Raw genomic sequence first — 24,140 nt, forward strand, 5'->3', positions numbered from 1 at the left:
ACACACGTGCGCGATCGAACGACCAGGAATGGCCGCGGGCCCTGCCCGCCCCCGCCGGACCGGGTCCGGTCAGGGGACGAGCAGGGCGCGGCCGGTTGCTCCTCGCGTCAGACGCGACGGCGCTTGGGCGGGCGGCACCCGTTGTGCGCCTGCGGCGTGACGTCGTTGATCGAGCCGACCTCGAGGCCAGCGGCCTGGAGCGAGCGGATCGCGGTCTCGCGACCCGAACCCGGGCCCTTCACGAAGACGTCGACCTTCTTGACGCCGTGCTCCTGCGCCTGACGCGCAGCGGACTCGGCGGCGAGCTGCGCCGCGAACGGCGTCGACTTGCGCGAACCCTTGAAGCCCACGGCTCCCGAGGACGCCCAGCTGAGGACGGCACCCGACGGGTCGGTGATGCTGACGATCGTGTTGTTGAACGTGCTCTTGATGTGGGCCTGGCCCACGGCGACGTTCTTCTTCTCCTTGCGGCGCGGCTTGCGCGCGGCAGTCTTGGGGGTAGCCATCGGGGTCTCCTATCGAGCCTTCTTCTTGCCTGCCACGGTGCGCTTCGGTCCCTTGCGGGTACGAGCGTTGGTCTTGGTGCGCTGACCGCGCACCGGGAGACCACGACGGTGGCGGAGACCCTCGTAGCTGCCGATCTCGACCTTGCGTCGGATGTCGGCGGCGACCTCACGGCGGAGGTCACCCTCGACCTTGAAGTTGCCCTCGATGAAGTCACGGAGGGCGACGAGCTGGTCGTCGGTCAGGTCCTTGACGCGGATGTCACCGGAGATACCGGTCTCCGTGAGTGCCTGGACGGCGCGGGTACGGCCGACGCCGTAGATGTACGTGAGTGCGATCTCCACGCGCTTCTCGCGCGGGATGTCGACGCCTGCTAGACGTGCCATGTGATGGCTGCTCCTGTTGTCGATGGAGGTGTGGCGCAGTACCGGTGCTCGGGCCTCCGCCCCGAGGTGTCCCCCGGCCGTCGTGCGACCGGGTTCTGGTACTGCGTTGTCGATCTTCAGTTGTGGGTCGTGCTCGAGCAGCCTGGTGTCCGCTGGACACTGTCGGCGCCGGTCACGCGCCCGGGACTAGCCCTGGCGCTGCTTGTGACGCGGGTTGCTCTTGCAGATCACCATGACGCGGCCCTTGCGGCGGATCACTCGGCAGTGTTCGCACATGGGCTTGACGCTGGGGTTGACCTTCATGGTTCTTTCCTCGTGCTCGCTGGCTTCGTGCTCGGCAGGATTGCCGTGCCGTTCCTTTCCAGCTCGCGGATCACTTGTAGCGGTAGACGATCCGGCCGCGGGTCAGGTCGTACGGGCTCAGCTCCACGATCACGCGGTCCTCGGGGAGGATGCGGATGTAGTGCTGGCGCATCTTCCCGGAGATGTGCGCGAGGACCTTGTGTCCGTTCGTCAGCTCAACGCGGAACATCGCGTTGGGCAGAGCTTCGAGCACCGAGCCTTCGATCTCGATGACGCCGTCTTTCTTGGCCATAGCCTCACTGTCGCTTGGTTGTGGAACTGGTGTGATCCCCGAACCGGTCTGCGGGTCGGTCGCCACACCCGAGAGGGCATGACACACCAAAGATCGATCTTATGTGGTAATCCCCCAATTGCCAAGTGCTGGTGCGGAACGCCCCCTGTCTGGGGCTTCCGGCGTCGTGTCTGAGCGCTCCACAGTGGTTTGACGGCGCGCTCCGGGCGCGCACATGCGCGAGGACCGTAGTTTTGCTCCGCAGCCACGTCCGTGCGAGCACAGCGCGCCGGACCACCGAACGGAGACCACGTGCCCGACGCCACCCGACGTCCCTTCGCCCGACACGGCAAGCAGGCCCGTCGCCGGGGCTGGGGCACGCTCGTCACCGTCGTGGCGTCGGCGGTCGCCGTCCTGCTCGTCAGCGGCACGAGCGTCGCCGCGATCGCCGGGGCACAGCTCGCGACCGCGCCGCAGACCGTCCAGCTCAGCACCGACGACCAGAGCACCGCGAAGACCGCCGACATCACCGCCATCAAGGGCGGCGCGAACATCCTGCTCATCGGCAGCGACACCCGCGTGGGGCAGTTCGACTCCGACGAGGACGTCGATGGCGCGCGCAACGACGTCACGATGCTCATCCACATCTCCGAGGATCACCAGCAGCTCACCGCGGTCAGCTTCCCCCGCGACCTGATGGTCCCGATCCCGGCGTGCACCAACCCCGCCACCGGCACCACCTACCCGGCGGCGACGTCCGCGATGTTCAACACCGCGCTCGGCAACGGCGGCGTCTCCTGCGTCGTGGACACCGTCGAGAACCTCACCGGCCTGAGCATCCCCTACGCCGGCCTCATCACCTTCGACGGCGTCATCGAGATGTCGAACGCCCTCGGTGGCGTCGACGTCTGCGTCGCCCAGCCGATCGACGACACGTTCACCGGTCTGCACCTCACCGCGGGCTCGCACTCGCTCGAGGGCTCGGACGCCCTCGCCTTCCTCCGCACCCGCCACGGCGTCGGTGACGGCAGCGACCTCGCCCGCATCAGCTCCCAGCAGGTGTTCCTGTCGGCGCTGCTCCGCAAGGTCACCTCGGACGGCACGCTCTCGAACCCGATCACGCTCTACAAGCTGGCCGGTGCCGCCCTGTCGAACATGACCCTGTCCGACGGCCTCGCCCAGACCCGCACCCTCGTCGGGCTCGCCTCCGCGCTCCGCGGCATGAGCACCGCCAACATGCTCTTCGTGCAGTACCCGGTCGCCGACGACCCCGCCGACAGTGCCCGGGTGATCGTGGACCAGGAGACGGCCCACACCCTCAACGTGGCGCTGCAGAACGACGTCCGGTCCTCGTTGAGCGACTCGAGCACCGGTCGCGCGTCCGAGGAGTCGTCGAGCGGCGGGACGTCGTCCGGCGGTACCGGGTCGGCGGGCCCCACCGGAACCTCCGCCGACACGTCGTCGCCCACGGGCACCCCCGCGCCGACGCCGAACACGACCGCCACACGGACCCCGACCGCATCGGCGACACCACTGCCGTCCTCGATCACCGGGCAGAGCGCCTCCGAGGAGACCTGCTCCGTCGGCAACTGACGGCGGCCGCCGGCGCCGCCGGCCGCACACGTGCCCTGGACGGGAGCGTCTGCGCGGGGTGCGGAACGGGCGGAGCCGAACCGGGCCTCCCGGCCGTCGCACGGGGAGAGGCACCGAACGCTGGCAGCGCTCTCGACTGGAGGCCCGTCCTACGGGATCGGGACGGGCGTCACACCCAGCGGGGCCAGGCCCCGAGCGCCGCCGTCGGCGGCCGTGAGCACCCAGATGCCGTCTGCGTGCACCGCGACGCTGTGTTCCCAGTGCGCGGCGTCGGACCCGTCCAGCGTGCGGACGGTCCACTCGTCGTCGTCCGTCGAGCTGTCGATGGTGCCGGCCGTGACCATCGGCTCGATCGCGACCACCAGGCCCGGCTTGACCGCAGGACCGGCGCCACGGACGCGGTAGTTGAACACCGGGGGATCCTCGTGCATCGAGCGACCGATGCCGTGCCCCGTGTAGTCCTCGACGATGCCCCACGAACCGGTCTCGTCGATCGCGTCCTCGACGGCAGAGCCGACCTCGTGCAGGTTCTTCGCGTGCGCGAGCGCAGCGATGCCGTGCCAGAGGGACCGCTCCGTCGTGTCGCAGAGCGTCTGACGCGCCGTCGTGATCCCCGCGTCGCCGCCGGGGACGACCGTGGTGAACGCGCTGTCGCCGTTCCAGCCGTCGACCTCGGCGCCCGCGTCCACCGACACGATGTCGCCGGGCGCGAGCACGCGGTCTCCGGGGATGCCGTGCACGATCTCGTCGTTCACGGACACGCACAGCGTGTGGCGGTAGCCGGGGACCAGCTGGAAGTTCGGGATGCCGCCGCCGTCACGGATCGTCCGCTCGGCGATGGCGTCGAGCTCACCGGTGGTGGTGCCGGGGCGGATCGCAGCACGGACCGCGTCGAGCGCCTCGGCCGTCAGCTGACCCGGCCGGACCATCGCCCGGAGCTCGTCCGGGGTCTTGTAGATCGAGGGCTTCTTGAACCGCACCGCGCTGGTCAGACGGTCGCGGAGAGCCCGCGGCCCGCCAGTGCCGTCTGGATGCGGTCGCCGACCTCGTCGATGCCGCCGAGGCCGTCGACGTCGACCACGAGGCCGCGCTCGCCGTACGCCGCGACGATGGGTGCCGTCTGCTCGGCGTAGACCTGCTGGCGACGACGGATCGTCTCCTCGTTGTCGTCGCTGCGACCCTGGTCCTCGGCACGCTTCAGCAGGCGGCCGACGAGCTCGTCCTGGTCGGCGACGAGCTGCACGACCGCGTCGATCCCGGTGCCCTGCTCAGCGAGCAACGCGTCGAGGTACTCGACCTGGCCCACCGTGCGGGGATAGCCGTCGAGCAGGAAGCCGTGCTCGGCGTCGGGCTCCTGCAGGCGGGACTTCACGAGCTCGTTCGTCAGCGAGTCCGGCACGTAGTCGCCGGCGTCCATGATCGCCTTCGCCTGCACACCGAGCGGCGTGCCCTCTGCCACGTTCTTGCGGAAGATGTCCCCGGTGGAGATGGCAGGGATCCCGAAGGACTCGGCGATGCGGCCTGCCTGGGTGCCCTTCCCGGCTCCGGGAGGTCCGACGATGATGAGACGTGCGCTCAACGGAGAAGCCCTTCGTAGTGACGCTGCTGCAGCTGGGAGTCGATCTGCTTCACGGTCTCGAGACCGACACCCACGATGATGAGGATGCTCGCGCCACCGAACGGGAAGTTCTGGTTCGCGCCGAACAGCGCCAGTGCTGCCAGCGGGATGAGCGCGATGAGACCGAGGTAGAGCGAGCCGGGCAGCGTCACCCGGGTGAGGACGTAGTCGAGGTACTCGGCGGTCGGACGACCGGCACGGATGCCGGGGATGAACCCGCCGTACTTCTTCATGTTGTCGGCGACCTCTTCGGGGTTGAAGGTGATCGCCACGTAGAAGTACGTGAACCCGACGATGAGCAGGAAGTACAGGACCATGTAGAACCAGTTGTCACCCGAGGTCAGGTTGTTCTGGACCCAGGTCACCCACGCTGCCGGCTCGGAGCCGTCGGAGGGCTGGTTGAACTGCGCGACCAGGGCCGGCAGGTACAGGAGCGACGAGGCGAAGATGACGGGCACGACGCCGGCCATGTTCACCTTGATCGGGATGTAGGTGTTGTTGCCGCCGTACGTTCGCCGCCCGACCATGCGCTTGGCGTACTGCACGGGGATCCGCCGCTGTGACTGCTCGACGAACACGACGGCCATCATGATCACGAGTCCGACCAGGATCACGAACAGGAAGAGCTCGAAGGACTGCGACTGCTCGATCGCCCAGAGCGCCGACGGGAACTGCGCCGCGATCGACGTGAAGATGAGCAGCGACATGCCGTTGCCGATGCCGCGCTCGGTGACGAGCTCGCCCATCCACATGATGAGGCCGGTGCCGGCGGTCAGCGTGACGACCATCAGCATGATGGCGTACCAGCTGTCGTTCGAGATGATCGACGTGCAGGACGCCGAGGCGTTCGTTCCGAAGAGGGCACCAGAACGGGCGACCGTGATCAGGGTGGTCGACTGCAGGACACCGAGCGCGATCGTGAGGTAGCGCGTGTACTGCGTCAGCTTCGCCTGGCCCGACTGGCCCTCCTTGTAGAGGGAGTCGAAGTGCGGGATGACCACGCGCAGCAGCTGCACGATGATCGACGACGTGATGTACGGCATGATGCCGAGCGCGAAGACCGAGAGCTTCAGCAGCGCGCCGCCGGAGAAGAGGTTGATCAGGTCGTAGAGGCCACCCGACGACGACGCACTGGCGAGACAGCTCTGCACAGCGGCGTAGTCGACGAACGGTGCCGGGATGTACGACCCGAGACGGAACAGCGCGATGATCGCGAGGGTGAAGCCGATCTTCTTGCGAAGATCAGGGGTGCGCATGATGCGCGCGACCGCTCTGAACACGAGGACTCCGAACTTCTGGGACCGGGGCCGTCGATTGAGGCCGTACCGGTGTCGGTCGGCAGGGCCGACCCGGCTGGCGGATGCCGGCCACTGTCAAGGAAACCGTAACGGCGGCCCGTGCGCAAACGCACGGGCCGCCGACGGGGGTTACTGGGAGACGGTGCCGCCAGCAGCCACGATCTTCTCGGCTGCGGACGCCGAGACCTTGTCGACCGTGACCGTGATCTTCACGTTGATGTCACCCTGACCGAGAACCTTAACCTTCTCGTTCTTGCGGACGGCGCCCTTGGCGACCAGGCCCGCAACGGTGACGTCGCCACCGTCGGGGTAGAGCTCCGAAATCTTGTCCAGGTTCACGACCTGGTACTCGACCCGGAACGGGTTCTTGAACCCGCGGAGCTTCGGGGTGCGCATGTGCAGCGGCATCTGCCCACCCTCGAAGCCGACCCGGACCTGGTAACGGGCCTTCGTGCCCTTGGTACCACGTCCAGCGGTCTTGCCCTTCGAGCCCTCACCGCGACCCACACGGGTGCGGTCCTTCTTGGCGCCCTCGGCGGGGCGGAGGTGGTGCAGCTTCAGCACCTGCACGCGCTCGTTCTTCTCGTCGCTCATGCGTCGACCTCCTCGACCTTCACGAGGTGCGCCACCGTTGCGATGTACCCGCGGTTCTGGGCGTTGTCCTCACGCTCGACCGTACGGCCGATGCGCTTGAGGCCCAGGCTGCGCAGGGTGTCGCGCTGGTACTGCTTCTCGCTGATAACGGACTTGATCTGCGTGATCTTCAGCGTCGCCATCACGCACCTGCCTTCTCGGTCGTGGCACGCAGGGCTGCGGCCTCGGCCTGGAGCAGACGAGCCGGGACGACCCGCTCGACGTCGAGGCCACGACGGCTCGCGACGGCGCGGGGCTCCTCGAGCTGCTTCAGAGCCTCGACGGTCGCGTGCACGATGTTGATGGTGTTCGACGAACCGAGCGACTTGCTCAGGACGTCGTGGATGCCGGCGCACTCGAGCACGGCACGGACCGGACCACCGGCGATGACACCGGTACCGGGGCCGGCCGGACGCAGGAGGACGACGCCAGCGGCGGCTTCACCCTGCACCGGGTGCGGGATCGTGTTGCCGACGCGGGGGACGCGGAAGAAGTTCTTCTTCGCCTCTTCGACGCCCTTGGAGATCGCCGTGGGGACCTCCTTGGCCTTGCCGTAGCCGACGCCCACGAGGCCGTTGCCGTCACCGACGACGACGAGCGCCGTGAAGCTGAAGCGACGACCACCCTTGACGACCTTCGAGACGCGGTTGATGGTCACCACGCGCTCGAGGAACTGGCTGTCGCCACCGCGGTTGTTGCGGTCGCGGCCCTGCTGACGGTCACGACCGCCACCACGACGGCCACGGTTGTCGGCCGAGTCGCGGTTGTTGGACGCGGAACCGGCGGCGGTCTCGACGGGGCGCTCGGCGACGGCAGGTGCCTCCGCCTCCTTGCCCTTCGCGGCCGTGTCGGTGGCCTCGGCACCCTCTGCAGGTGCCTCGGCGCCCTCTGCGGGTGCCTCCGTGCTCGCCTCGGGGGCCGCAGTGGCCTCCGTGGTCTCGACGGCGTCCGTGGCCTCGACGGCCTCGGTCTTGGCGTCTTCGTTGGTGTTCGCGTTGTCGCTCACAGGTTCAGCCCTCCTTCACGGGCACCATCGGCGATCGCGGCGACGCGACCGGCGTACTTGCTGCCACCGCGGTCGAAGACCACGGCCTCGACGCCAGCCGACTTCGCGCGCTCGGCGAGGAGCTCACCGACGCGACGGGCCTTGGCGGTCTTGTCGCCATCGAACGAGCGGAGGTCTGCCTCCATCGTCGAGGCGCTGGCGAGGGTGTGACCCTTCGCGTCGTCGATGACCTGCACGAACACGTGACGCGACGAGCGGGTGACGGCGAGACGGGGACGAGCCTCGGTGCCGGTGATCTTCTTGCGGAGACGGTTGTGACGACGCGCCTTGGCGGCCGCCTTGCTCTTGCCTCGTGTCTTGAGGAGTCCCATGATCACTTACCTGACTTTCCGGCCTTGCGGCGCACGTTCTCGCCGGCGTAACGGACACCCTTGCCCTTGTACGGCTCGGGCTTCCGGAGCTTCCGGATGTTCGCCGCCACTTCGCCGACTGCCTGCTTGTCGATGCCGGCGACCGTGACCTTGTTGTTGCCCTCGACCGCGAAGCTGATGCCCGCGGGCGGCTCGACCGTGATCGAGTGGGAGTACCCGAGCGCGAACTCGAGGTTCGAGCCCTTGGCCGCGACACGGTAACCGGTGCCGACGACCTCGAGGCCCTTGGTGTAGCCCTGGGTCACGCCGATGATGTTGTTGGCGATGAGGGTCCGGGTCAGTCCGTGGAGCGACCGCGACTCGCGCTCGTCGTCCGGACGGGTGACGAGGACCTGGTTCTCCTCGACCTTGGCCTGGATGGGCTCCGCGATGACGAGCGCGAGCTCGCCCTTCGGGCCCTTGACCGCCACGTTCTGACCGTCAACGGAGACGGTGACGCCGGCGGGGATGTCGATGGGAAGACGTCCGATTCGTGACATTGTCGATCACCACACGTAGGCGAGGACTTCCCCACCCACGCCCTTCTGCTCGGCTTCGCGGTCGGTCAGGAGGCCGGAGGAGGTCGAGAGGATCGCCACGCCGAGGCCACCGAGGACCTGGGGGATCTCCGTCGACTTCGCGTAGACCCGGAGGCCCGGCTTCGAGACGCGCTTGATGCCGGCGATCGAACGCTCGCGCTCGGGGCCGTACTTCAGGTCGATGGTGAGGGTCTGCCCGACTCGAGCGTCCTCCACCTTCCACTCGCTGATGTAGCCCTCACGCTTGAGGATGTCGGCGATGTTCTTCTTGAGCTTGGAGCTCGGGAGCGCGACGGCGTCGTGGTGCGCGGAGTTCGCGTTCCGCAATCTGGTCAGCATGTCTGCGACCGGATCGGTCATCGTCATGATGTTCGTCCATTTCTCGCCTGGTTTCGACACCCGTTCCACGAATGCCGACCTGAGCGATCGAGTGATCCCGGAGCGGTTCCCCAGGATCGGTGTGTTCGTGCGTGCGGGCCGGAGGACGTGAATCCTCCGGCCCGCACCGCCCGAAGTAGTTTAGACCGTCTGCTCGTTGGAGCGGAACGGGAAGCCGAGCTGACGGAGCAGCGCGCGTCCCTCGTCGTCCGTCTTCGCGGTGGTGACGACAGTGATGTCGAAGCCGCGGACACGGTCGATGCGGTCCTGGTCGATCTCGTGGAACACGGACTGCTCCGTGAGACCGAACGTGTAGTTGCCGTTGCCGTCGAACTGCTTGTCGCTGAGACCGCGGAAGTCGCGGATGCGGGGCAGTGCGAGCGTGACCAGGCGGTCGATGAACTCCCACGCGCGGTCACCGCGGAGGGTGACGTGCGCGCCGATGGCCTGACCCTCGCGCAGCTTGAACTGTGCGATGGACTTGCGGGCGATGTTGACCTGGGGCTTCTGGCCCGTGATCGCCGTGAGGTCCTTGATGGCCCCCTCGATGATCTTCGAGTCACGAGCGGCCTCGCCGACACCGGTGTTCACGACGACCTTGACCAGGCCGGGGACCTGGTTGACGTTCGCGTAGCCGAACTGCTCGGTGAGGGCCGTCTTGATCTCGGCCAGGTACTTCTGCTTGAGGCGCGGCTGGGTCTTGCCAGCGGGCGCAGCAGTCGTGTCAGTCATCAGAGCTTCTCACCAGACTTCTTCGCGTAGCGGACACGGACGGTCTTCTTGACGCCGTCCTTCTCCACCTCTTCGGTGCGGAAGCCGACACGGGTCGGCTTCTTCGTCTTCGGGTCGACGAGCGCGACGTTCGAGACGTGGATCGAGGCTTCGTGCTGCTCGATGCCACCGGTCTTCGAACCACGCTGCGTCTGGCCGACGCGGACGTGCTTCGTGATGAAGTTCACGCCCTCGACGACGACGCGGTTCTTGTCCTTGAGGACCTCGATGACCTTGCCCTGCTTGCCACGGTCGCCGCCACGCTCCTGCGTCGCGCCCGTGATGACCTGGACGAGGTCACCCTTCTTGATGTTCGCCATGGCTTACAGCACCTCCGGCGCGAGCGAGATGATCTTCATGAACTTCTTGTCACGGAGCTCGCGACCGACCGGACCGAAGATGCGCGTACCGCGCGGGTCGCCGTCGGCCTTGAGGATCACTGCCGCGTTCTCGTCGAACTTGATGTAGGAGCCGTCCTGACGACGGGTCTCCTTCTTGGTGCGAACGATGACCGCCTTCACGACGTCACCCTTCTTCACGTTGCCGCCGGGGATGGCGTCCTTCACCGTGGCGACGATGACGTCACCGAGACCGGCGTAGCGACGACCCGAGCCACCGAGCACGCGGATGGTCAAGATCTCCTTGGCACCCGTGTTGTCGGCGACCTTCAGGCGGGATTCCTGCTGAATCACTGCTGTCTCCTATTCCGAAGCAGGCCGAGGCCTACTTGGCCTTCTCGAGGATCTCGACCAGGCGCCAGCGCTTGGAGGCGCTGAGGGGACGGGTCTCGCTGATCACGACGAGGTCGCCGACACCAGCGGTGCCGAGCTCGTCGTGGGCCTTCACCTTGGACGTACGACGGATGATCTTGCCGTAGAGCGCGTGCTTCACGCGGTCCTCGACCTCGACCACGATGGTCTTGTCCATCTTGTCGCTCGTCACGTAGCCGCGACGCGTCTTGCGGTAGCCGCGAGTGAGGGCGGCGGAGTTCTTCTCTTCGTTCGCCATTACTTCTCCTCGGCGGTCTCGGCCTCGGTCGACTCGGCCGGCTTGTCAGCCTTCTTCGTCGTCTTCTTGGCCTTGGGGGCGGTCTCGACGGGCGCGGGAGTGGCACGGATGCCGAGCTCGCGCTCGCGGAGGACGGTGTAGATGCGGGCGATGTCGCGCTTGACGGCACGGAGACGACCGTGGCTCTCCAGCTGGCCGGTGGCCGACTGGAAGCGGAGGTTGAAGAGTTCCTCCTTGGCCTTCTTCAGCTCGTCAGCGAGACGCTCGTTCTCGAACGTGTCGAGCTCCGTCGGACGGAGCTCCTTGGAACCGATCGCCATTATGCGTCGCCCTCCTCGCGCTTGATGATGCGTGCCTTGAGGGGCAGCTTGTGGATTGCACGAGTCAACGCCTCACGGGCGATCTCCTCGCTGACGCCGGAGAGCTCGAAGAGCACCCGGCCCGGCTTCACGTTCGCGACCCACCACTCGGGCGAACCCTTACCGGAACCCATGCGGGTCTCGGCGGGCTTCTTGGTCAGCGGACGGTCCGGGTAGATGTTGATCCAGACCTTGCCACCACGCTTGATGTGACGCGTCATGGCGATACGAGCGGACTCGATCTGACGGTTGGTCACGTACGCCGGGGTGAGGGCCTGGATGCCGTAGTCGCCGAAGCTGACCTTGGTGCCACCGGTGGCCTGACCCGAACGCTTCGGGTGGTGCTGCTTGCGGTGCTTGACTCGACGGGGAATAAGCATGGTTACGCCTCAACTCCTGCGCCGGCCGGCGCGTCCTGCGGGGCCTGCTGCGGGCGGCGGTCACCGCGGTCGCCGCCACGACGGTCGCCGCCACGGTCGCCACGCTCACCGCGCGGGCCGCCACGACGCTCGGGGCGCGACGAACGCTGGTTCGCCTGCTCGCGAGCGAGCTCCTTGTTCGTGATGTCGCCCTTGTAGATCCAGACCTTCACACCGATGCGGCCGAACGTGGTCCGGGCCTCGTAGAAGCCGTAGTCGATGTTCGCGCGGAGCGTGTGCAGCGGCACACGGCCTTCGCGGTAGAACTCCGAACGCGACATCTCGGCGCCGCCGAGACGGCCCGACACCTGGATACGGACACCCTTGGCGCCGGCGCGCTGTGCACCCTGCAGGCCCTTGCGCATGGCGCGACGGAACGCGACACGAGCGGAGAGCTGCTCGGCGATGCCCTGCGCGACGAGCTGAGCCTCGGTCTCGGGGTTCTTGACCTCGAGGATGTTCAGCTGGATCTGCTTCTTGGTGAGCTTCTCGAGCTCACCGCGAACGCGCTCCGCCTCGGCGCCGCGGCGACCGATGACGATGCCGGGACGAGCCGTGTGGATGTCCACGCGGACACGGTCACGGGTGCGCTCGAGCTCGATGCGGGCGACACCTGCGCGGTCGAGGGTCTTCTTCAGGTACTCGCGCACCTTGATGTCCTCGGCCACGTAGTCGGCGTAGCGCTGACCGGCCTTCTTGCTGTCGGTGAACCAGTGCGAGACGTGGTCCGTCGTGATCCCGAGACGGAAACCGTACGGGTTGACCTTCTGGCCCATTAGTTGCTCGCCTTCTTGCTCGTCGCGGCAGCCTCGACCTCGTCCGGCGTCGCGAGGACGACCGTGATGTGGCTGGTGCGCTTGTTGATGCGGAAGGCGCGGCCCTGGGCGCGCGGCTGGAACCGCTTCAGGGTCGTGCCCTCGTCGACGAAGACGCGGCTCACGTAGAGATCGCGCTCGTCGAGGAAGCTGTTCGTCGAGTCCGCCTTGACCCGTGCGTTCGCGATCGCCGAGGCGACCAGCTTGTACACGGGCTCCGAAGCGCCCTGGGGGGCGAACTTCAGGATGGCGAGGGCCTCGTGGGCCTGCTTGCCGCGGATCAGCTCGATGACGCGACGGGCCTTCTGAGGCGTGACGCGGATGTGTCGCACGCGTGCGATCGACTCCACCATTTCGTTCCTCCTCTGCGTCGCCGCCTTAGCGGCGACGGCCCTTCTTGTCGTCCTTCACGTGACCACGGAAGGTGCGGGTCGGCGCGAACTCGCCGAGCTTGTGACCGACCATCGACTCGGTGACGAACACCGGGATGTGCTTGCGACCGTCGTGGACGGCGATCGTGTGACCGAGCATGTTCGGGACGATCATCGACCGACGCGACCAGGTGCGGATCACGTTCTTGGTGTTGGCCTCGTTCTGCGTGACGACCTTGCGGAGCAGGTGCTCGTCGACGAAGGGGCCCTTCTTCAGACTGCGTGGCATCTTCTGAACTCCTACTTGCGCTTCTTGCCGGCGTTACGGCGACGGACGATGAGCTTGTCGCTCGGCTTGTTCGGCTTGCGCGTACGGCCCTCGGACTGACCCCAGGGGCTGACCGGGTGGCGACCACCGGAGGTCTTGCCCTCACCACCACCGTGCGGGTGGTCGACCGGGTTCATCGCGACACCACGGACGGTCGGGCGGACGCCCTTCCAGCGCATGCGGCCGGCCTTGCCCCAGTTGATGTTCGACTGCTCGGCGTTGCCGACCTCGCCGATGGTGGCGCGGCAGCGTGCGTCGACGTTGCGGACCTCGCCCGACGGCAGACGGAGCTGCGCGTAGGGGCCGTCCTTGGCGACGAGACGCACCGAAGCGCCGGCCGAGCGGGCCATCTTGGCGCCGCCACCGGGGCGGAGCTCGATGGCGTGCACGACGGTACCCACGGGGATGTTGCGCAGCGGCAGGTTGTTGCCGGGCTTGATGTCGGCGCCGGCGCCCTGCTCGATGACGTCGCCCTGCTTGAGCTTGTTCGGCGCGATGATGTAGCGCTTCGTGCCGTCCACGTAGTGCAGGAGCGCGATGCGCGCAGTGCGGTTGGGGTCGTACTCGATGTGAGCGACCTTGGCGTCGACACCGTCCTTGTCGGAGCGACGGAAGTCGATCACGCGGTACTGGCGCTTGTGTCCACCACCGATGTGACGCGTGGTGATGCGGCCGGAGCTGTTGCGACCACCGGTCTTCGGCAGCGGACGAAGCAGGGACTTCTCCGGAGTCGAACGGGTGATCTCAGCGAAGTCGGCGACCGACGAGCCGCGACGACCGGGGGTCGTCGGCTTGTAGTTACGAATAGCCATGATTTATCCCTCTGGTCCTCAGCCGACAGCCGTGAAGATGTCGATCGAACCGGACTTGAGCGTCACGATGGCGCGCTTGGTGTCCTTGCGCTTGCCGAGACCGAACTTGGTGCGACGGGTCTTGCCCGGACGGTTCAGCGTGTTGATGCTCGCGACCTTGACGTCGAAGATCTTCTCGATGGCGAGCTTGATCTCGGTCTTGTTCGAGCGGGGGTCCACGATGAACGTGTACTTGCCCTGGTCGATGAGCGCGTAGCTCTTCTCCGAGACGACCGGCGAGATGATGACGTCGCGCGGGTCCTTGTTGAAGCCGCTCATGCGGTGATCTCCTTCGCGGTCTTCGACGCGATGAAGGCGTCGAGGGCGCTCTTGCTGAAGACGACGGCGTCCGAACGCAGCACGTCGTAGGCGTTGAGCTGGCCGTACGAGAGCGCGTGGACGTTCGACAGGTTGCGGATCGACTTGAGCGTCAGCTCGTCGTCCGTCTCGAGCACGACGAGCACGTTCTTGACGGGCGCGACCTTCTCGAGGAGCGTGCGGGCGGTCTTGGTCGACGGCAGTTCAGCCGCGACGAAGCCCTCCACAGCGGAGATGCGGCCACCGCGGGCGCGGTCCGAGAGCGAGCCGAGCAGAGCAGCGGCGATCATCTTCTTCGGGGTGCGCTGCGAGTAGTCGCGCGGGGTCGGTCCGTGGACGACGCCACCGCCGGTGTGCTCAGGAGCACGGACGGAACCCTGACGGGCGCGGCCGGTGCCCTTCTGCTTGAACGGCTTGCGACCGGCACCGCGGACTTCGCCACGGTTCTTGGTCTTGTGGGTGCCCTGACGCGCGGCTGCGAGCTGCGCGGTGACGACCTGGTGGATCAGCGGGACGTTGGTCTCGACGTCGAAGAGAGCTGCGGGGAGCTCGACGGTGCCGGACTTGGCACCCGATGCGTCGAGGACGTCGATCGTGGTTGCGGTCGTGGTGGCCATGATCACTTACCCTTCACGGCGGTGCGGACGAAGACGGAGCGGCCACGAGCACCGGGGACGGCGCCCTTGACGAGCAGCAGACCCTTCTCGGCGTCGACGGCGTGCACCGTGAGGTTGAGGACGGTCACGCGGTCGCCACCCATACGACCAGCCATGCGCATGCCCTTGAAGACGCGCGACGGGGTCGAGGAAGCACCGATCGAGCCGGGCTTGCGGTGGTTGCGGTGCGCACCGTGCGAGGCGCCGACGCCGTGGAAGCCGTGGCGCTTCATGACACCGGCGAAGCCCTTGCCCTTGGAGGTACCGACGACGTCGACCTTCTGGCCCGCCGTGAACGTGCTGTCCACGGTGAGCTCCTGGCCGAGCGTGTACTCAGCGGAGTCGTTGGTACGGATCTCGGTGAGGGTGCGACGCGGGGTCACGCCAGCGGCCTCGAAGTGGCCAGCGGCCGGCTTGTTGACCTTGCGCGGGTCGATCGCACCGGCGGCGATCTGGATCGCCTCGTAGCCGTCGCGCTCAGCGTTGCGGATCTGGGTGACCACGTTCGGGCCGACCTCGATCACGGTGACGGGGATGAACTTGTTGTTCTCGTCCCACACCTGGGTCATCCCGAGCTTCTTGCCGAGGAGGCCCTTGACGGTCTTGGTTGAGTTCGCCATTGGTCAGCCCCCTTACAGCTTGATCTCGATGTTGACGTCGGCCGGCAGGTCGAGTCGCATGAGCGAGTCCACGGCCTTCGGCGTCGGGTCGACGATGTCGATGACCCGCTTGTGCGTGCGCTTCTCGAAGTGCTCGCGCGAGTCCTTGTACTTGTGAGGGGAACGGATCACTGCGATCACGTTCTTCTCGGTGGGGAGCGGCACCGGGCCGACCACGGTCGCACCGGCACGGGTCACCGTGTCGACGATCTTCCGGGCCGACGTGTCGATGACCTCGTGGTCATACGACTTGAGCCGGATGCGGATCTTCTGTCCCGCCATGTGTCTCTTGTCCTCTCTGCGCCGCGCACCCTCTGGCCGCCTGACGCCGCTCGGTTCCGCATTCCTGCGGACCGTGCTGTTTTCCTGAACCAACCGGCCGCATCCACTGGGGATGACCGCTGTTCACCTGTCAACCTCGCGGGCGACCGTGGCCGTCCAGCGTGGGCAATCGACTGCCTCGTGCTCCGGGCGCAGCAGTCGTACACTGCGTCCGTCACCTCTCGGGGAGTCGTGTTCTGCTGCCTGCGGCCCAACCCAGCCCTGCTGAACAAGGGGGTTGTGCACTGCCAGAGCAGTGATCCTGCGGGCGTACACCCACGGGGAATTCGGAACCGGACAAGTCTCGCATAGCCCCGGCCCACGTGCAACCCGGGCGTGTCGTGAATTGCCGGGCGTGTCCCGCCGGCTCGTTTTCCCGGATCCACGCGGATCGGACGGCATGGAGGCCCGGCTCGGCTCCGCAACGCGACGCACCCTCCGGACATGGTCCGGAGGGTGCGTCGACACGGGTCAGGAGACCGTCACTCGGCGGTCACCGGCGGCACGAACCACGGCGGGAAGACGGCCACCCGGGGCGCGTGTCCCCCGTGGTCGGCGAGCACGGCGCGGACGGTCTGCCGAGCCTTGTCGTTCGGCACACCGATGACGGCCACCGAGGTGAACGGCACGCTCGGGCCGGCGAGCAGCTCGAGGCCGTGCATCTCCGGGTCGCTGAAGTCCGTGCGCCGGATCAGGTTCGTCGCGGCGTCCGGGCCGACGGCGAACCGGACGTCGTCGGCGTCGGCGTCCTGGTCGGCGACGATGACGGAGGCACCGAACGCCGAGACCGGCACGACGAGCACGACGTAGTCGATGGCACGTGTCCGGCGGGCCGCGTCCGACCAGCGCTCACCCTCGGCGCCCGTCCGGAGCTCGTCCCAGCGGGTGGCATCGGGCGAGAGCATGAACGGGACGTGCCCGGCGATCGAGGAGCCGTCCGGCGCCTCGGCCTCGGCGCGGGCGGCGCGGGTACCGGCGGAGCTGACGTCGACGACGGGCTCGGCCTGGTCGGATGCGAGGATCGCAGCAGCCCCGACGATGCCGTCGAGGTTGTCGATGTGGGTCACGTGGTGGGCACGGAGCGCTGCGAACTCACGCGCCTCGGGGAGGTCTGCGGACGACGAGCGGAGCGACGTCGGCGACCGGAGCGACGTCCCGGGGCCGGAGGCCGGTGGGTCGACGCGCAGGTTGGTGGTGATGCGGGTCCGGCGGGGGGCCGGGGTGGCTGGGATCTCCGACGCTTCGCGCTGCCGGGGTGCGCAGATGTCGCAGAGCTCGGTGGGGAAACCGTGGATGCACTCGTCGGTCACGACTGTTGTGGGTCCTTCCGTGCCGTGTGGGGTGGTCCGGCACGTCGACCAACGCTACGTCATCCGGGCCGTCCCGGGGTCATTGTCGGTAGAGCAGGGCCCGGACCTCGGCCTCGGCTGACGCCAGGCGGTTCGGATCGATGGTCTCCCCGTGATCGTACGCGTCGAGCAGACGGGGGTCGATGTAGCTCTGTCGGCACACCGTCGGGGTGTTGCCGAGTTCTTCACTGGCGGCCTTCACGGCATGCGAAACGGCCTTCTTCCGCTTCGCCTGCGACGACTGCGGCCCGGTCTTCGCCAGGTCCACGGCAGCGGCGACCGTACCGTGCAGCGTGCGGAAGTCCTTCGCGGTGAACTCGTCGCCGGCGCGCTCCTTCACGTAGGCGTTGATGTCCTCGGCGGAGAGGGGCTCCCACTCGGCCCCACGACGTTCGCGGAACGACAGCAGCCGCGCGTTCGGGCCACGGCGCTTCATGCCCGCGATGACACGCGCGAGGTCGTGGTCGTGGATCGACGACGACCACTCCTGTCCGCTCTTGCCCGGGAAGTCGAGCTCGATGTCGTCACCCGAGACGTGGGCGTGCGCGCAGAGCAGCGTCGAGAGTCCCCGGCTGCCGTGCTCGGTCGCGTACCGCTCGGACCCGACCCGGAGCGATCCCTGGTCGAGCATGCGGAACGCCGCGGCCAGCGCCCGGCGGCGGTCCGGCTCAGGGCGACGGAGGTCCTGGGTCACACCACGTCGGGCGACCGGCAGCGACTCGGCGAGTGCGAGGGCGCGGTCGTACTTGATGCGGTCCATCCGTTCACGCCACGACGGGTGGTACATGTACTGCCGTCGGCCGGCCCCGTCCGTACCGGTGGCGAGGATGTGCCCGTTGGCGTACGGGGAAATCCAGACGTCGTCCCACGCCGGCGGGATCACGAACTCCTCGAGCCGACGGCGCTCCTCCGGGTCGGTCACCGTCTTGCCGTCGGGGTCGCGGAACGAGAAACCGCTCCCGGATCGGACGCGGTGGTAGCCGCGACCGGAGGTCGCGGATCTGCGGAGACGTGTCACTCGTCGAGCCAACTCCGGGACGCCTGTGACGGGTCACGGGGCAGACGGGAGGCGCGGGGCGGACGCAGCCCCGAGCCTCCCGTCCGGTGCCCTGTGCGGCCCGGCAGCGGCCGCACACGACGAAGCGGGGCCGGGCCCGGAGGCCCGACCCCGCTGTCGCAGGTAACGAGAGTTACTTGAGGATCTTCTCGACCGTACCGGCGCCGACCGTACGACCACCCTCACGGATGGCGAAGCGGAGGCCCTCCTCCATGGCGATCGGCTGGATCAGCTCGACGGTCATGGCGACGGTGTCACCGGGCATGACCATCTCGGTGCCCTCGGGCAGCGTGATGACGCCGGTGACGTCCGTGGTGCGGAAGTAGAACTGCGGGCGGTAGTTCGCGTAGAACGGGTTGTGACGCCCACCCTCGTCCTTGGTCAGGATGTACGCGTTCGCCTGGAACTCGGTGTGCGGCGTGACCGAACCCGGCTTCACGACGACCTGGCCGCGCTCCACGTCCTCGCGCTTGAGGCCACGGATGAGCAGACCGGTGTTGTCACCGGCGACCGCCTGGTCGAGCAGCTTGCGGAACATCTCGATGCCCGTGACGGTGGTCTTCTGCGTCGCGCGGATGCCGACGATCTCGACCTCCTCGTTCAGGTTGAGCGTGCCACGCTCGACGCGACCGGTGACGACCGTGCCACGACCGGTGATCGTGAAGACGTCCTCGATCGGCATCAGGAACGGCTGGTCGGTGGCGCGCACCGGGTCCGGCACGTGCTCGTCGACCTGGGCCATGAGGTCCTGGACCGACTTGACCCACTTCTCGTCGCCCTCGAGCGCCTTGAGCGCCGAGACCTGCACGACGGGGGCGTCCTCGTCGAACTGCTGCGAGCCGAGGAGCTCGCGGACCTCGAGCTCGACGAGCTCCAGGATCTCCTCGTCGTCCACCATGTCGGACTTGTTCAGTGCGACGACGATGTAGGGGACGCCGACCTGGCGGGCGAGCAGGACGTGCTCACGCGTCTGGGGCATCGGGCCGTCGGTGGCGGCGACCACGAGGATCGCGCCGTCCATCTGTGCCGCACCCGTGATCATGTTCTTCACGTAGTCGGCGTGACCGGGGGCGTCGACGTGCGCGTAGTGACGCTTCTCGGTCTGGTACTCGACGTGCGAGATGTTGATCGTGATGCCGCGCTGGCGCTCCTCGGGAGCGTTGTCGATCTGCGCGAAGTCGCGGGCCTCGTTGAGGTCCGGGTACTGGTCGTGCAGAACCTTGGTGATCGCCGCCGTGAGCGTGGTCTTGCCGTGGTCGACGTGACCGATGGTTCCGATGTTGACGTGCGGCTTGGTGCGCTCGAACTTGGCCTTGGCCACTGTGGGTCCTCCTCAGGACTCGGAAGCGTCACCCCCGGCCGGCCCTGGATGGGCTCGGAACCGTTGGTGCGCGGTGTGTGTCTGTACTTTACTTGGTGGCGAGGGGCCCGTCGCCGGGCGCCCCCGCCTGTGGAGAAGCGCTGAGCGCTACTCCCCCGCGTTCTTCGCGATGATCTCCTCGGCGACCTTGGCCGGGACCTGGCTGTAGGTCTCGAAGGTCATCGAGTAGACCGCACGACCAGAGGTCTTCGACCGCAGGTCGCCGACGTAGCCGAACATCTCGGACAGCGGCACGCTCGCGCGGACCACCTTGACGCCCGAGGCGTCCTCCATCGAGGCGATCTGGCCACGACGGGAGTTCAGGTCACCGATGACGTCGCCCATGTACTCCTCAGGAGTACGGACCTCGACGGCCATGATCGGCTCGAGGATCGCCGGACCCGCCTTGCGAGCGGCTTCCTTGTAGGCGATCGAACCGGCGATCTTGAACGCCATCTCGGACGAGTCGACGTCGTGCGCCGCGCCGTCCTTGAGGGTGGCCTTCACGCCGACCGTCGGGTAGCCCGCGAGGATGCCGACCTGCATGGCGTCCTGGATACCGGCGTCGACCGACGGGATGTACTCGCGCGGGACACGGCCACCCGAGGTCGCGTTGACGAACTCGTAGACCTTCTCGCTCGTGACCTCCATCGGCTCGAGCGCGATCTGCACCTTCGCGAACTGGCCGGAACCACCGGTCTGCTTCTTGTGGGTGTAGTCGTAGCGCTCGACGACCTTGGTGAGCGTCTCGCGGTAGGCCACCTGGGGCTTGCCGACGCTCGCCTCGACGTGGAACTCGCGCTTCATGCGGTCGACGAGGATGTCGAGGTGGAGCTCGCCCATGCCCTTGATCGTCGTCTGACCGGTCTCGGCGTTGAGCTCGACGCGGAACGTCGGGTCCTCTTCGGCGAGCTTCTGGATGGCCGTGGAGAGCTTCTCCTGGTCGGCCTTCGTGTTCGGCTCGATGGCGACCTCGATGACCGGCTCCGGGAACGTCATCGACTCGAGGACGACCTGGTTGGTCGGGTCGCACAGGGTGTCACCGGTGGTGGTGTCCTTGAGGCCGATGACCGCGTAGATGTGGCCAGCGGTCACGTTGGCGACCGGGTTCTCCTTGTTGGAGTGCATCTGGAAGATCTTCCCGATGCGCTCCTTCTTGCCCTTGGTCGAGTTGATGACCTGGGCACCGGACTCGATCGAGCCGGAGTAGACGCGGACGTACGTGAGACGACCGAAGAAGGGGTGCACCGCGACCTTGAACGCGAGGGCCGAGAACGGCTCGGTCGCGTCGGGCTTGCGGATGATCTCCTTCTCCTCGTCCTTGACGTCGTGGCCGATCATCGGCGGCACGTCGAGCGGGGACGGGAGGTAGTCGATGACGGCGTCGAGCATCGGCTGGACGCCACGGTTCTTGAACGCGGAACCACAGAGGACCGGGTAGAGCGTGCTGCTCACCGTGAGGGCACGGATGGCTGCCTTGATCTCGGCGACCGAGAAGTCGGTGTCGCCCTCGAGGTAGCGCTCCATGAGGACGTCGTCCGCCTCGGCCACGCGCTCGATGAGCTTCTCGCGGTACTCGGCGGCACGGTCCTGCAGGTCGGCCGGGATCTCTTCGATCTCGTACTTCGCGCCCATCGCGACGTCACCCTTGGCGTCGCCGCGCCAGGTGAGTGCACGCATCTGGACGAGGTCGACGACGCCTTCGAACGAGCTCTCGGAACCGATCGGCAGCTGGAGCACGAGGGGCTCGGCGCCGAGGCGGTTCACGATGGTGTCGACGGTGTAGTAGAAGTCGGCGCCCAGCTTGTCCATCTTGTTGACGAAGCAGATGCGCGGGACGTCGTACTTGTCGGCCTGACGCCAGACGGTCTCGGACTGGGGCTCGACGCCCTCCTTGCCGTCGAAGACGGCGACCGCACCGTCGAGGACGCGGAGCGAGCGCTCCACCTCGACCGTGAAGTCCACGTGACCGGGGGTGTCGATGATGTTGATCTGGTTGTTGTCCCAGAAGCAGGTCGTCGCGGCCGACGTGATCGTGATGCCGCGCTCCTGCTCCTGCGCCATCCAGTCCATCGTGGCAGCGCCGTCGTGGACCTCACCGATCTTGTGCGTGATGCCCGTGTAGAACAGGATGCGCTCGGTCGTCGTGGTCTTGCCGGCATCGATGTGCGCCATGATGCCGATGTTGCGGACCTTGTTCAGGTCGGTGAGCACGTCCTGTGCCACAGGGTTCCTCCGGAAGAGTTGTAGGAGAGGTTGGCGGCCGTCCGGGCGCCGGGGTTCTTGACCACCGGCGCCCGGACGGTGCCGGGACTACCAGCGGTAGTGGGCGAAGGCCTTGTTCGACTCGGCCATCTTGTGCGTGTCCTCGCGGCGCTTGACCGCGGCACCGAGACCGTTGGACGCGTCGAGGATCTCGTTCATGAGACGCTCGGTCATCGTCTTCTCGCGACGGGCCTTGGCGTACGAGGTGAGCCAACGGAGCGCGAGGGTGTTCGCGCGGTGCGGCTTGACCTCGACCGGGACCTGGTAGGTCGAGCCACCGACACGGCGGCTGCGGACCTCGAGGGTCGGACGGACGTTGTCGAGCGCCTTCTTCAGCGTCACGACGGCGTCCTGCTGGTTCTTGGCGGAAACGCCTTCGAGTGCACCGTAGACGATGCGCTCGGCGAGGCCCTTCTTGCCGTCGAGCAGGATCTTGTTGACGAGCTGGCTGACGATCGGCGCACCGTAGACCGGGTCGGCGACGACGGGACGCTTGGGGGCGGGACCCTTACGAGGCATCTAACTCAACCCTTCTTCGCGCCGTAGCGGCTACGAGCCTGCTTACGGTTCTTGACTGCCTGGGTGTCCAGGGCGCCACGGATGATCTTGTACCGCACACCCGGGAGGTCCTTCACACGACCGCCGCGGACGAGCACCATCGAGTGCTCCTGGAGGTTGTGGCCCTCACCGGGGATGTAGGCCGTGACCTCGGTGCCGTTCGAGAGCTTGACACGAGCGACCTTGCGCAGTGCCGAGTTCGGCTTCTTCGGGGTGGTGGTGTAGACGCGGGTGCACACACCACGCTGCTGGGGGTTCGCCTTCAGGGCGGGCGCCTTGGTCTTGGTGACCTTCGGCGTACGACCCTTGCGAACCAGCTGCTGAATAGTAGGCAACTGTTCTCCTGGTTCTTCGCTCGTGCTCTCTGGCCGGCGCGTTCCGCCGGCTTCCTCGTCCCACGCTGATCACCGCCGGACGGCGGATGTTCGAGTGGGGGACGGAGTGGTCCGGCTGGGCGATCCCGCTCGCCGGACTTTTCGGGCGCGCCCGAGGGCGCACACCCGGTAGAGACTACCCGCGTAACGGGACGAAATCAATCCGGGTCACCCCGGGAACGGACACCGTCATGAGCTGGTGTCGGAGGACCCGTTGCCCACCGCGGAGCGGAACGTGGCCCCGTCGGACGAGAAGCTCGTCACGTACCCGCTCGCGTTCACGTTGAGGGGCCCGGCCGAAGCCGTCCCGGTGCCGGCTGCGCCCGAGATGTCCGCCGTGTACGTGGCCCGGCCGAACGTCGTCGTCGTGATGAGCCAGCCGTTCGTCGTCCAGCTGCCGACCCGGACCGTCGGCCGCGTCTCGAGCGTCCACTTCTGGTTGGTGTACGTGTAGGCCGGGTTCTGCCCGTACGCGTAGAAGCTGCACCCCGCGGGGGCGGCGTCGGTGGAGGCGATGCAGGCGTCCACCCAGTCGTCCACCGCGCGCTTCGCGGCCTGCTGGCCCGCGGTCGTGAGGGTCGTGGTCATCTGCACGGGGGTGGAGGTCGACCGTCCGAACCCGTTCACGGACGCCGAGCCCCCGCGGGCCGTGGTCCACTTGCCGCCGTCGAACGCGACGTCGTAGGTCCCGGGCAGCGCACGGAGGCTCACCGTGCCGTCCTTCGCGGTCTTCGCACTCCGGCCAGCGACGCTGACCGAGGCGCCGGACGGCCCGCGCACGGCGACGTCGACCGTGCCGAGCTCCGGGGCCTGCAGCTCCCAGATCGGGAACACACCCCAGTCCGTCCCGGTCTTGTCGAGGGTGAAGGTCGCAGCGACGTCCTGCCCGCCCTGTCGCAGGTACGTGCGGACCGTCGCGGTGTCGCCCTCCGTCCGCGTCGCGGCGACGCGGTAGCCGGTGACCTTGTCGGACGCCTTCGCGTAGGCAGCGTTGCCGAGCAGCACGTCGGACTTGTCGCGTTCGATGCCCGCGTCGTCGAGGGCGTCGGCCACGCGTCCGGCCGTCAGGTCGTCGAGGAAGGCCCGCACCGGGCGGTCGGCGGAGTGCGAGGAGGAACCGACCGAGTACCCGACGACCCCGGCGACGAGCAACAGGACGACCGCCGTGCCGCCCGAGATGATGCCGACGAGCTGACCGCGGCGGAGCTTCCGGCGGGGGCGCTGCGGCCCTGGTCCTGGTACCGGCGCGGGCGTCGCGGTCGTGCCACGGATGGACGCCACCGCCGGGACGGCTCCCCAGCCGCCCTGCTGGTCCAGATCCTGCGCGTGCTGGTCGCTCATCGTTCCCCCGTTGCGTGTGCG

Annotated in this window: 35 protein-coding genes; 1 reads left to right on the forward strand and 34 read right to left on the reverse strand. The window is 67.6% G+C overall.

From position 1 onward, the window contains the following. Positions 1 to 107: 107 nt before the first annotated feature. The 4 genes from rpsK to infA form a co-directional block, all read right to left on the reverse strand. On the reverse strand, positions 108 to 506 hold the full coding sequence (rpsK, locus tag KK097_RS00525; RefSeq protein WP_017885507.1) for a 30S ribosomal protein S11: 399 nt from the start codon (positions 504 to 506) through the stop codon (positions 108 to 110). 9 nt (positions 507 to 515) lie between these two features. Beyond that, positions 516 to 890, reverse strand: coding sequence for a 30S ribosomal protein S13 (rpsM, locus tag KK097_RS00530; protein ID WP_017885508.1), 375 nt, complete (start codon positions 888 to 890; stop codon positions 516 to 518). 186 nt (positions 891 to 1,076) lie between these two features. Next, positions 1,077 to 1,193: a 50S ribosomal protein L36 gene (rpmJ, locus tag KK097_RS00535; RefSeq protein WP_071276701.1), complete on the reverse strand. Its 117-nt coding sequence runs from the start codon at positions 1,191 to 1,193 to the stop codon at positions 1,077 to 1,079. A gap of 70 nt (positions 1,194 to 1,263) precedes the next feature. Then, positions 1,264 to 1,485: a translation initiation factor IF-1 gene (gene infA / locus KK097_RS00540; RefSeq protein WP_017885509.1), complete on the reverse strand. Its 222-nt coding sequence runs from the start codon at positions 1,483 to 1,485 to the stop codon at positions 1,264 to 1,266. 291 nt (positions 1,486 to 1,776) lie between these two features. Here infA and KK097_RS00545 point away from each other — a divergent pair, with 291 nt between their 5' ends. Further along, positions 1,777 to 3,057, forward strand: coding sequence for an LCP family protein (locus KK097_RS00545; protein ID WP_214543352.1), 1,281 nt, complete (start codon positions 1,777 to 1,779; stop codon positions 3,055 to 3,057). A gap of 149 nt (positions 3,058 to 3,206) precedes the next feature. Here the strand turns inward: KK097_RS00545 and map are convergent, their stop codons facing one another. The 30 genes from map to KK097_RS00695 form a co-directional block, all read right to left on the reverse strand. Beyond that, positions 3,207 to 4,037 (reverse strand): type I methionyl aminopeptidase, encoded by an 831-nt coding sequence (map, locus tag KK097_RS00550; protein WP_214543353.1) that lies wholly within the window; start codon positions 4,035 to 4,037, stop codon positions 3,207 to 3,209. A gap of 8 nt (positions 4,038 to 4,045) precedes the next feature. Then, entirely contained in the window at positions 4,046 to 4,636 is a 591-nt protein-coding gene (locus KK097_RS00555; RefSeq protein WP_214529434.1) for an adenylate kinase, read from the reverse strand. Further along, complete coding sequence (gene secY / locus KK097_RS00560; RefSeq protein WP_214529435.1) at positions 4,633 to 5,955, reverse strand: preprotein translocase subunit SecY; 1,323 nt, start codon at positions 5,953 to 5,955, stop codon at positions 4,633 to 4,635. The genes KK097_RS00555 and secY overlap by 4 nt, the downstream gene beginning before the upstream one ends. A gap of 147 nt (positions 5,956 to 6,102) precedes the next feature. Further along, positions 6,103 to 6,567 (reverse strand): 50S ribosomal protein L15, encoded by a 465-nt coding sequence (gene rplO, locus KK097_RS00565; RefSeq protein WP_110893938.1) that lies wholly within the window; start codon positions 6,565 to 6,567, stop codon positions 6,103 to 6,105. Beyond that, entirely contained in the window at positions 6,564 to 6,749 is a 186-nt protein-coding gene (rpmD, locus tag KK097_RS00570; protein WP_173168934.1) for a 50S ribosomal protein L30, read from the reverse strand. The genes rplO and rpmD overlap by 4 nt, the downstream gene beginning before the upstream one ends. After that, complete coding sequence (rpsE, locus tag KK097_RS17795; protein WP_214529436.1) at positions 6,749 to 7,612, reverse strand: 30S ribosomal protein S5; 864 nt, start codon at positions 7,610 to 7,612, stop codon at positions 6,749 to 6,751. Before rpsE ends, rpmD begins: the two co-directional genes overlap by 1 nt. Then, the gene (gene rplR / locus KK097_RS00580) at positions 7,609 to 7,983 is read right to left on the reverse strand and encodes a 50S ribosomal protein L18 (protein WP_031259041.1); all 375 of its coding nucleotides are present in this window, start codon (positions 7,981 to 7,983) and stop codon (positions 7,609 to 7,611) included. Before rplR ends, rpsE begins: the two co-directional genes overlap by 4 nt. A 2-nt stretch (positions 7,984 to 7,985) precedes the next feature. Next, positions 7,986 to 8,522: a 50S ribosomal protein L6 gene (gene rplF / locus KK097_RS00585; protein WP_017885518.1), complete on the reverse strand. Its 537-nt coding sequence runs from the start codon at positions 8,520 to 8,522 to the stop codon at positions 7,986 to 7,988. 6 nt (positions 8,523 to 8,528) lie between these two features. Continuing rightward, entirely contained in the window at positions 8,529 to 8,927 is a 399-nt protein-coding gene (gene rpsH, locus KK097_RS00590; RefSeq protein WP_017885519.1) for a 30S ribosomal protein S8, read from the reverse strand. A 153-nt stretch (positions 8,928 to 9,080) separates the two neighbouring features. Continuing rightward, positions 9,081 to 9,671: a 50S ribosomal protein L5 gene (gene rplE, locus KK097_RS00595; RefSeq protein WP_214529437.1), complete on the reverse strand. Its 591-nt coding sequence runs from the start codon at positions 9,669 to 9,671 to the stop codon at positions 9,081 to 9,083. After that, positions 9,671 to 10,030 carry a 50S ribosomal protein L24 gene (gene rplX, locus KK097_RS00600; RefSeq protein WP_214529438.1) on the reverse strand — a complete coding sequence of 120 codons (360 nt, stop codon included), beginning with the start codon at positions 10,028 to 10,030 and terminating at the stop codon, positions 9,671 to 9,673. Before rplX ends, rplE begins: the two co-directional genes overlap by 1 nt. A 3-nt stretch (positions 10,031 to 10,033) precedes the next feature. Then, positions 10,034 to 10,402 (reverse strand): 50S ribosomal protein L14, encoded by a 369-nt coding sequence (gene rplN / locus KK097_RS00605; RefSeq protein ID WP_017885523.1) that lies wholly within the window; start codon positions 10,400 to 10,402, stop codon positions 10,034 to 10,036. A gap of 31 nt (positions 10,403 to 10,433) precedes the next feature. Continuing rightward, the gene (gene rpsQ, locus KK097_RS00610; RefSeq protein WP_017885524.1) at positions 10,434 to 10,718 is read right to left on the reverse strand and encodes a 30S ribosomal protein S17; all 285 of its coding nucleotides are present in this window, start codon (positions 10,716 to 10,718) and stop codon (positions 10,434 to 10,436) included. After that, the gene (gene rpmC / locus KK097_RS18265) at positions 10,718 to 11,038 is read right to left on the reverse strand and encodes a 50S ribosomal protein L29 (protein ID WP_017885525.1); all 321 of its coding nucleotides are present in this window, start codon (positions 11,036 to 11,038) and stop codon (positions 10,718 to 10,720) included. Before rpmC ends, rpsQ begins: the two co-directional genes overlap by 1 nt. Further along, positions 11,038 to 11,457 carry a 50S ribosomal protein L16 gene (rplP, locus tag KK097_RS00620; protein ID WP_017885526.1) on the reverse strand — a complete coding sequence of 140 codons (420 nt, stop codon included), beginning with the start codon at positions 11,455 to 11,457 and terminating at the stop codon, positions 11,038 to 11,040. The genes rpmC and rplP overlap by 1 nt, the downstream gene beginning before the upstream one ends. Before the next feature lie 2 nt (positions 11,458 to 11,459). Beyond that, complete coding sequence (gene rpsC / locus KK097_RS00625; protein WP_017885527.1) at positions 11,460 to 12,272, reverse strand: 30S ribosomal protein S3; 813 nt, start codon at positions 12,270 to 12,272, stop codon at positions 11,460 to 11,462. Next, entirely contained in the window at positions 12,272 to 12,664 is a 393-nt protein-coding gene (rplV, locus tag KK097_RS00630) for a 50S ribosomal protein L22 (RefSeq protein ID WP_017885528.1), read from the reverse strand. Before rplV ends, rpsC begins: the two co-directional genes overlap by 1 nt. Positions 12,665 to 12,689: 25 nt before the next feature. Further along, complete coding sequence (rpsS, locus tag KK097_RS00635; protein WP_017885529.1) at positions 12,690 to 12,971, reverse strand: 30S ribosomal protein S19; 282 nt, start codon at positions 12,969 to 12,971, stop codon at positions 12,690 to 12,692. Between the two features lie 11 nt (positions 12,972 to 12,982). Continuing rightward, a complete protein-coding gene (gene rplB, locus KK097_RS00640; protein ID WP_194651094.1) occupies positions 12,983 to 13,822 on the reverse strand; it encodes a 50S ribosomal protein L2 in 840 nt (279 codons plus the stop codon). An 18-nt stretch (positions 13,823 to 13,840) separates the two neighbouring features. Next, positions 13,841 to 14,140 (reverse strand): 50S ribosomal protein L23, encoded by a 300-nt coding sequence (gene rplW / locus KK097_RS00645; RefSeq protein WP_027466729.1) that lies wholly within the window; start codon positions 14,138 to 14,140, stop codon positions 13,841 to 13,843. Continuing rightward, complete coding sequence (gene rplD / locus KK097_RS00650) at positions 14,137 to 14,796, reverse strand: 50S ribosomal protein L4 (protein ID WP_027466730.1); 660 nt, start codon at positions 14,794 to 14,796, stop codon at positions 14,137 to 14,139. The genes rplW and rplD overlap by 4 nt, the downstream gene beginning before the upstream one ends. Before the next feature lie 2 nt (positions 14,797 to 14,798). Continuing rightward, positions 14,799 to 15,455, reverse strand: a complete 657-nt coding sequence (gene rplC / locus KK097_RS00655; RefSeq protein WP_017885533.1) for a 50S ribosomal protein L3 — start codon at positions 15,453 to 15,455, stop codon at positions 14,799 to 14,801. Positions 15,456 to 15,467: 12 nt separating this feature from the next. Further along, positions 15,468 to 15,776 (reverse strand): 30S ribosomal protein S10, encoded by a 309-nt coding sequence (gene rpsJ, locus KK097_RS00660; protein WP_017885534.1) that lies wholly within the window; start codon positions 15,774 to 15,776, stop codon positions 15,468 to 15,470. A 521-nt stretch (positions 15,777 to 16,297) separates the two neighbouring features. Then, complete coding sequence (locus KK097_RS00665) at positions 16,298 to 17,125, reverse strand: DarT ssDNA thymidine ADP-ribosyltransferase family protein (RefSeq protein WP_214529439.1); 828 nt, start codon at positions 17,123 to 17,125, stop codon at positions 16,298 to 16,300. 79 nt (positions 17,126 to 17,204) lie between these two features. Beyond that, the gene (locus KK097_RS00670; RefSeq protein WP_214529440.1) at positions 17,205 to 18,182 is read right to left on the reverse strand and encodes a DNA topoisomerase IB; all 978 of its coding nucleotides are present in this window, start codon (positions 18,180 to 18,182) and stop codon (positions 17,205 to 17,207) included. Positions 18,183 to 18,354: 172 nt separating this feature from the next. After that, positions 18,355 to 19,542 carry an elongation factor Tu gene (tuf, locus tag KK097_RS00675; protein WP_214529441.1) on the reverse strand — a complete coding sequence of 396 codons (1,188 nt, stop codon included), beginning with the start codon at positions 19,540 to 19,542 and terminating at the stop codon, positions 18,355 to 18,357. Between the two features lie 147 nt (positions 19,543 to 19,689). Beyond that, the gene (fusA, locus tag KK097_RS00680; RefSeq protein ID WP_214529442.1) at positions 19,690 to 21,807 is read right to left on the reverse strand and encodes an elongation factor G; all 2,118 of its coding nucleotides are present in this window, start codon (positions 21,805 to 21,807) and stop codon (positions 19,690 to 19,692) included. A gap of 87 nt (positions 21,808 to 21,894) precedes the next feature. After that, positions 21,895 to 22,365, reverse strand: a complete 471-nt coding sequence (rpsG, locus tag KK097_RS00685; protein WP_017885539.1) for a 30S ribosomal protein S7 — start codon at positions 22,363 to 22,365, stop codon at positions 21,895 to 21,897. 5 nt (positions 22,366 to 22,370) lie between these two features. Further along, on the reverse strand, positions 22,371 to 22,739 hold the full coding sequence (gene rpsL, locus KK097_RS00690; RefSeq protein ID WP_017885540.1) for a 30S ribosomal protein S12: 369 nt from the start codon (positions 22,737 to 22,739) through the stop codon (positions 22,371 to 22,373). Between the two features lie 228 nt (positions 22,740 to 22,967). Further along, on the reverse strand, positions 22,968 to 24,119 hold the full coding sequence (locus KK097_RS00695; protein WP_214543354.1) for a hypothetical protein: 1,152 nt from the start codon (positions 24,117 to 24,119) through the stop codon (positions 22,968 to 22,970). Between the last annotated feature and the right edge of the window lie 21 nt (positions 24,120 to 24,140).

The sequence above is a fragment of the Curtobacterium flaccumfaciens genome (assembly GCF_018598405.1).
GTDB lineage: Bacteria > Actinomycetota > Actinomycetes > Actinomycetales > Microbacteriaceae > Curtobacterium > Curtobacterium aurantiacum.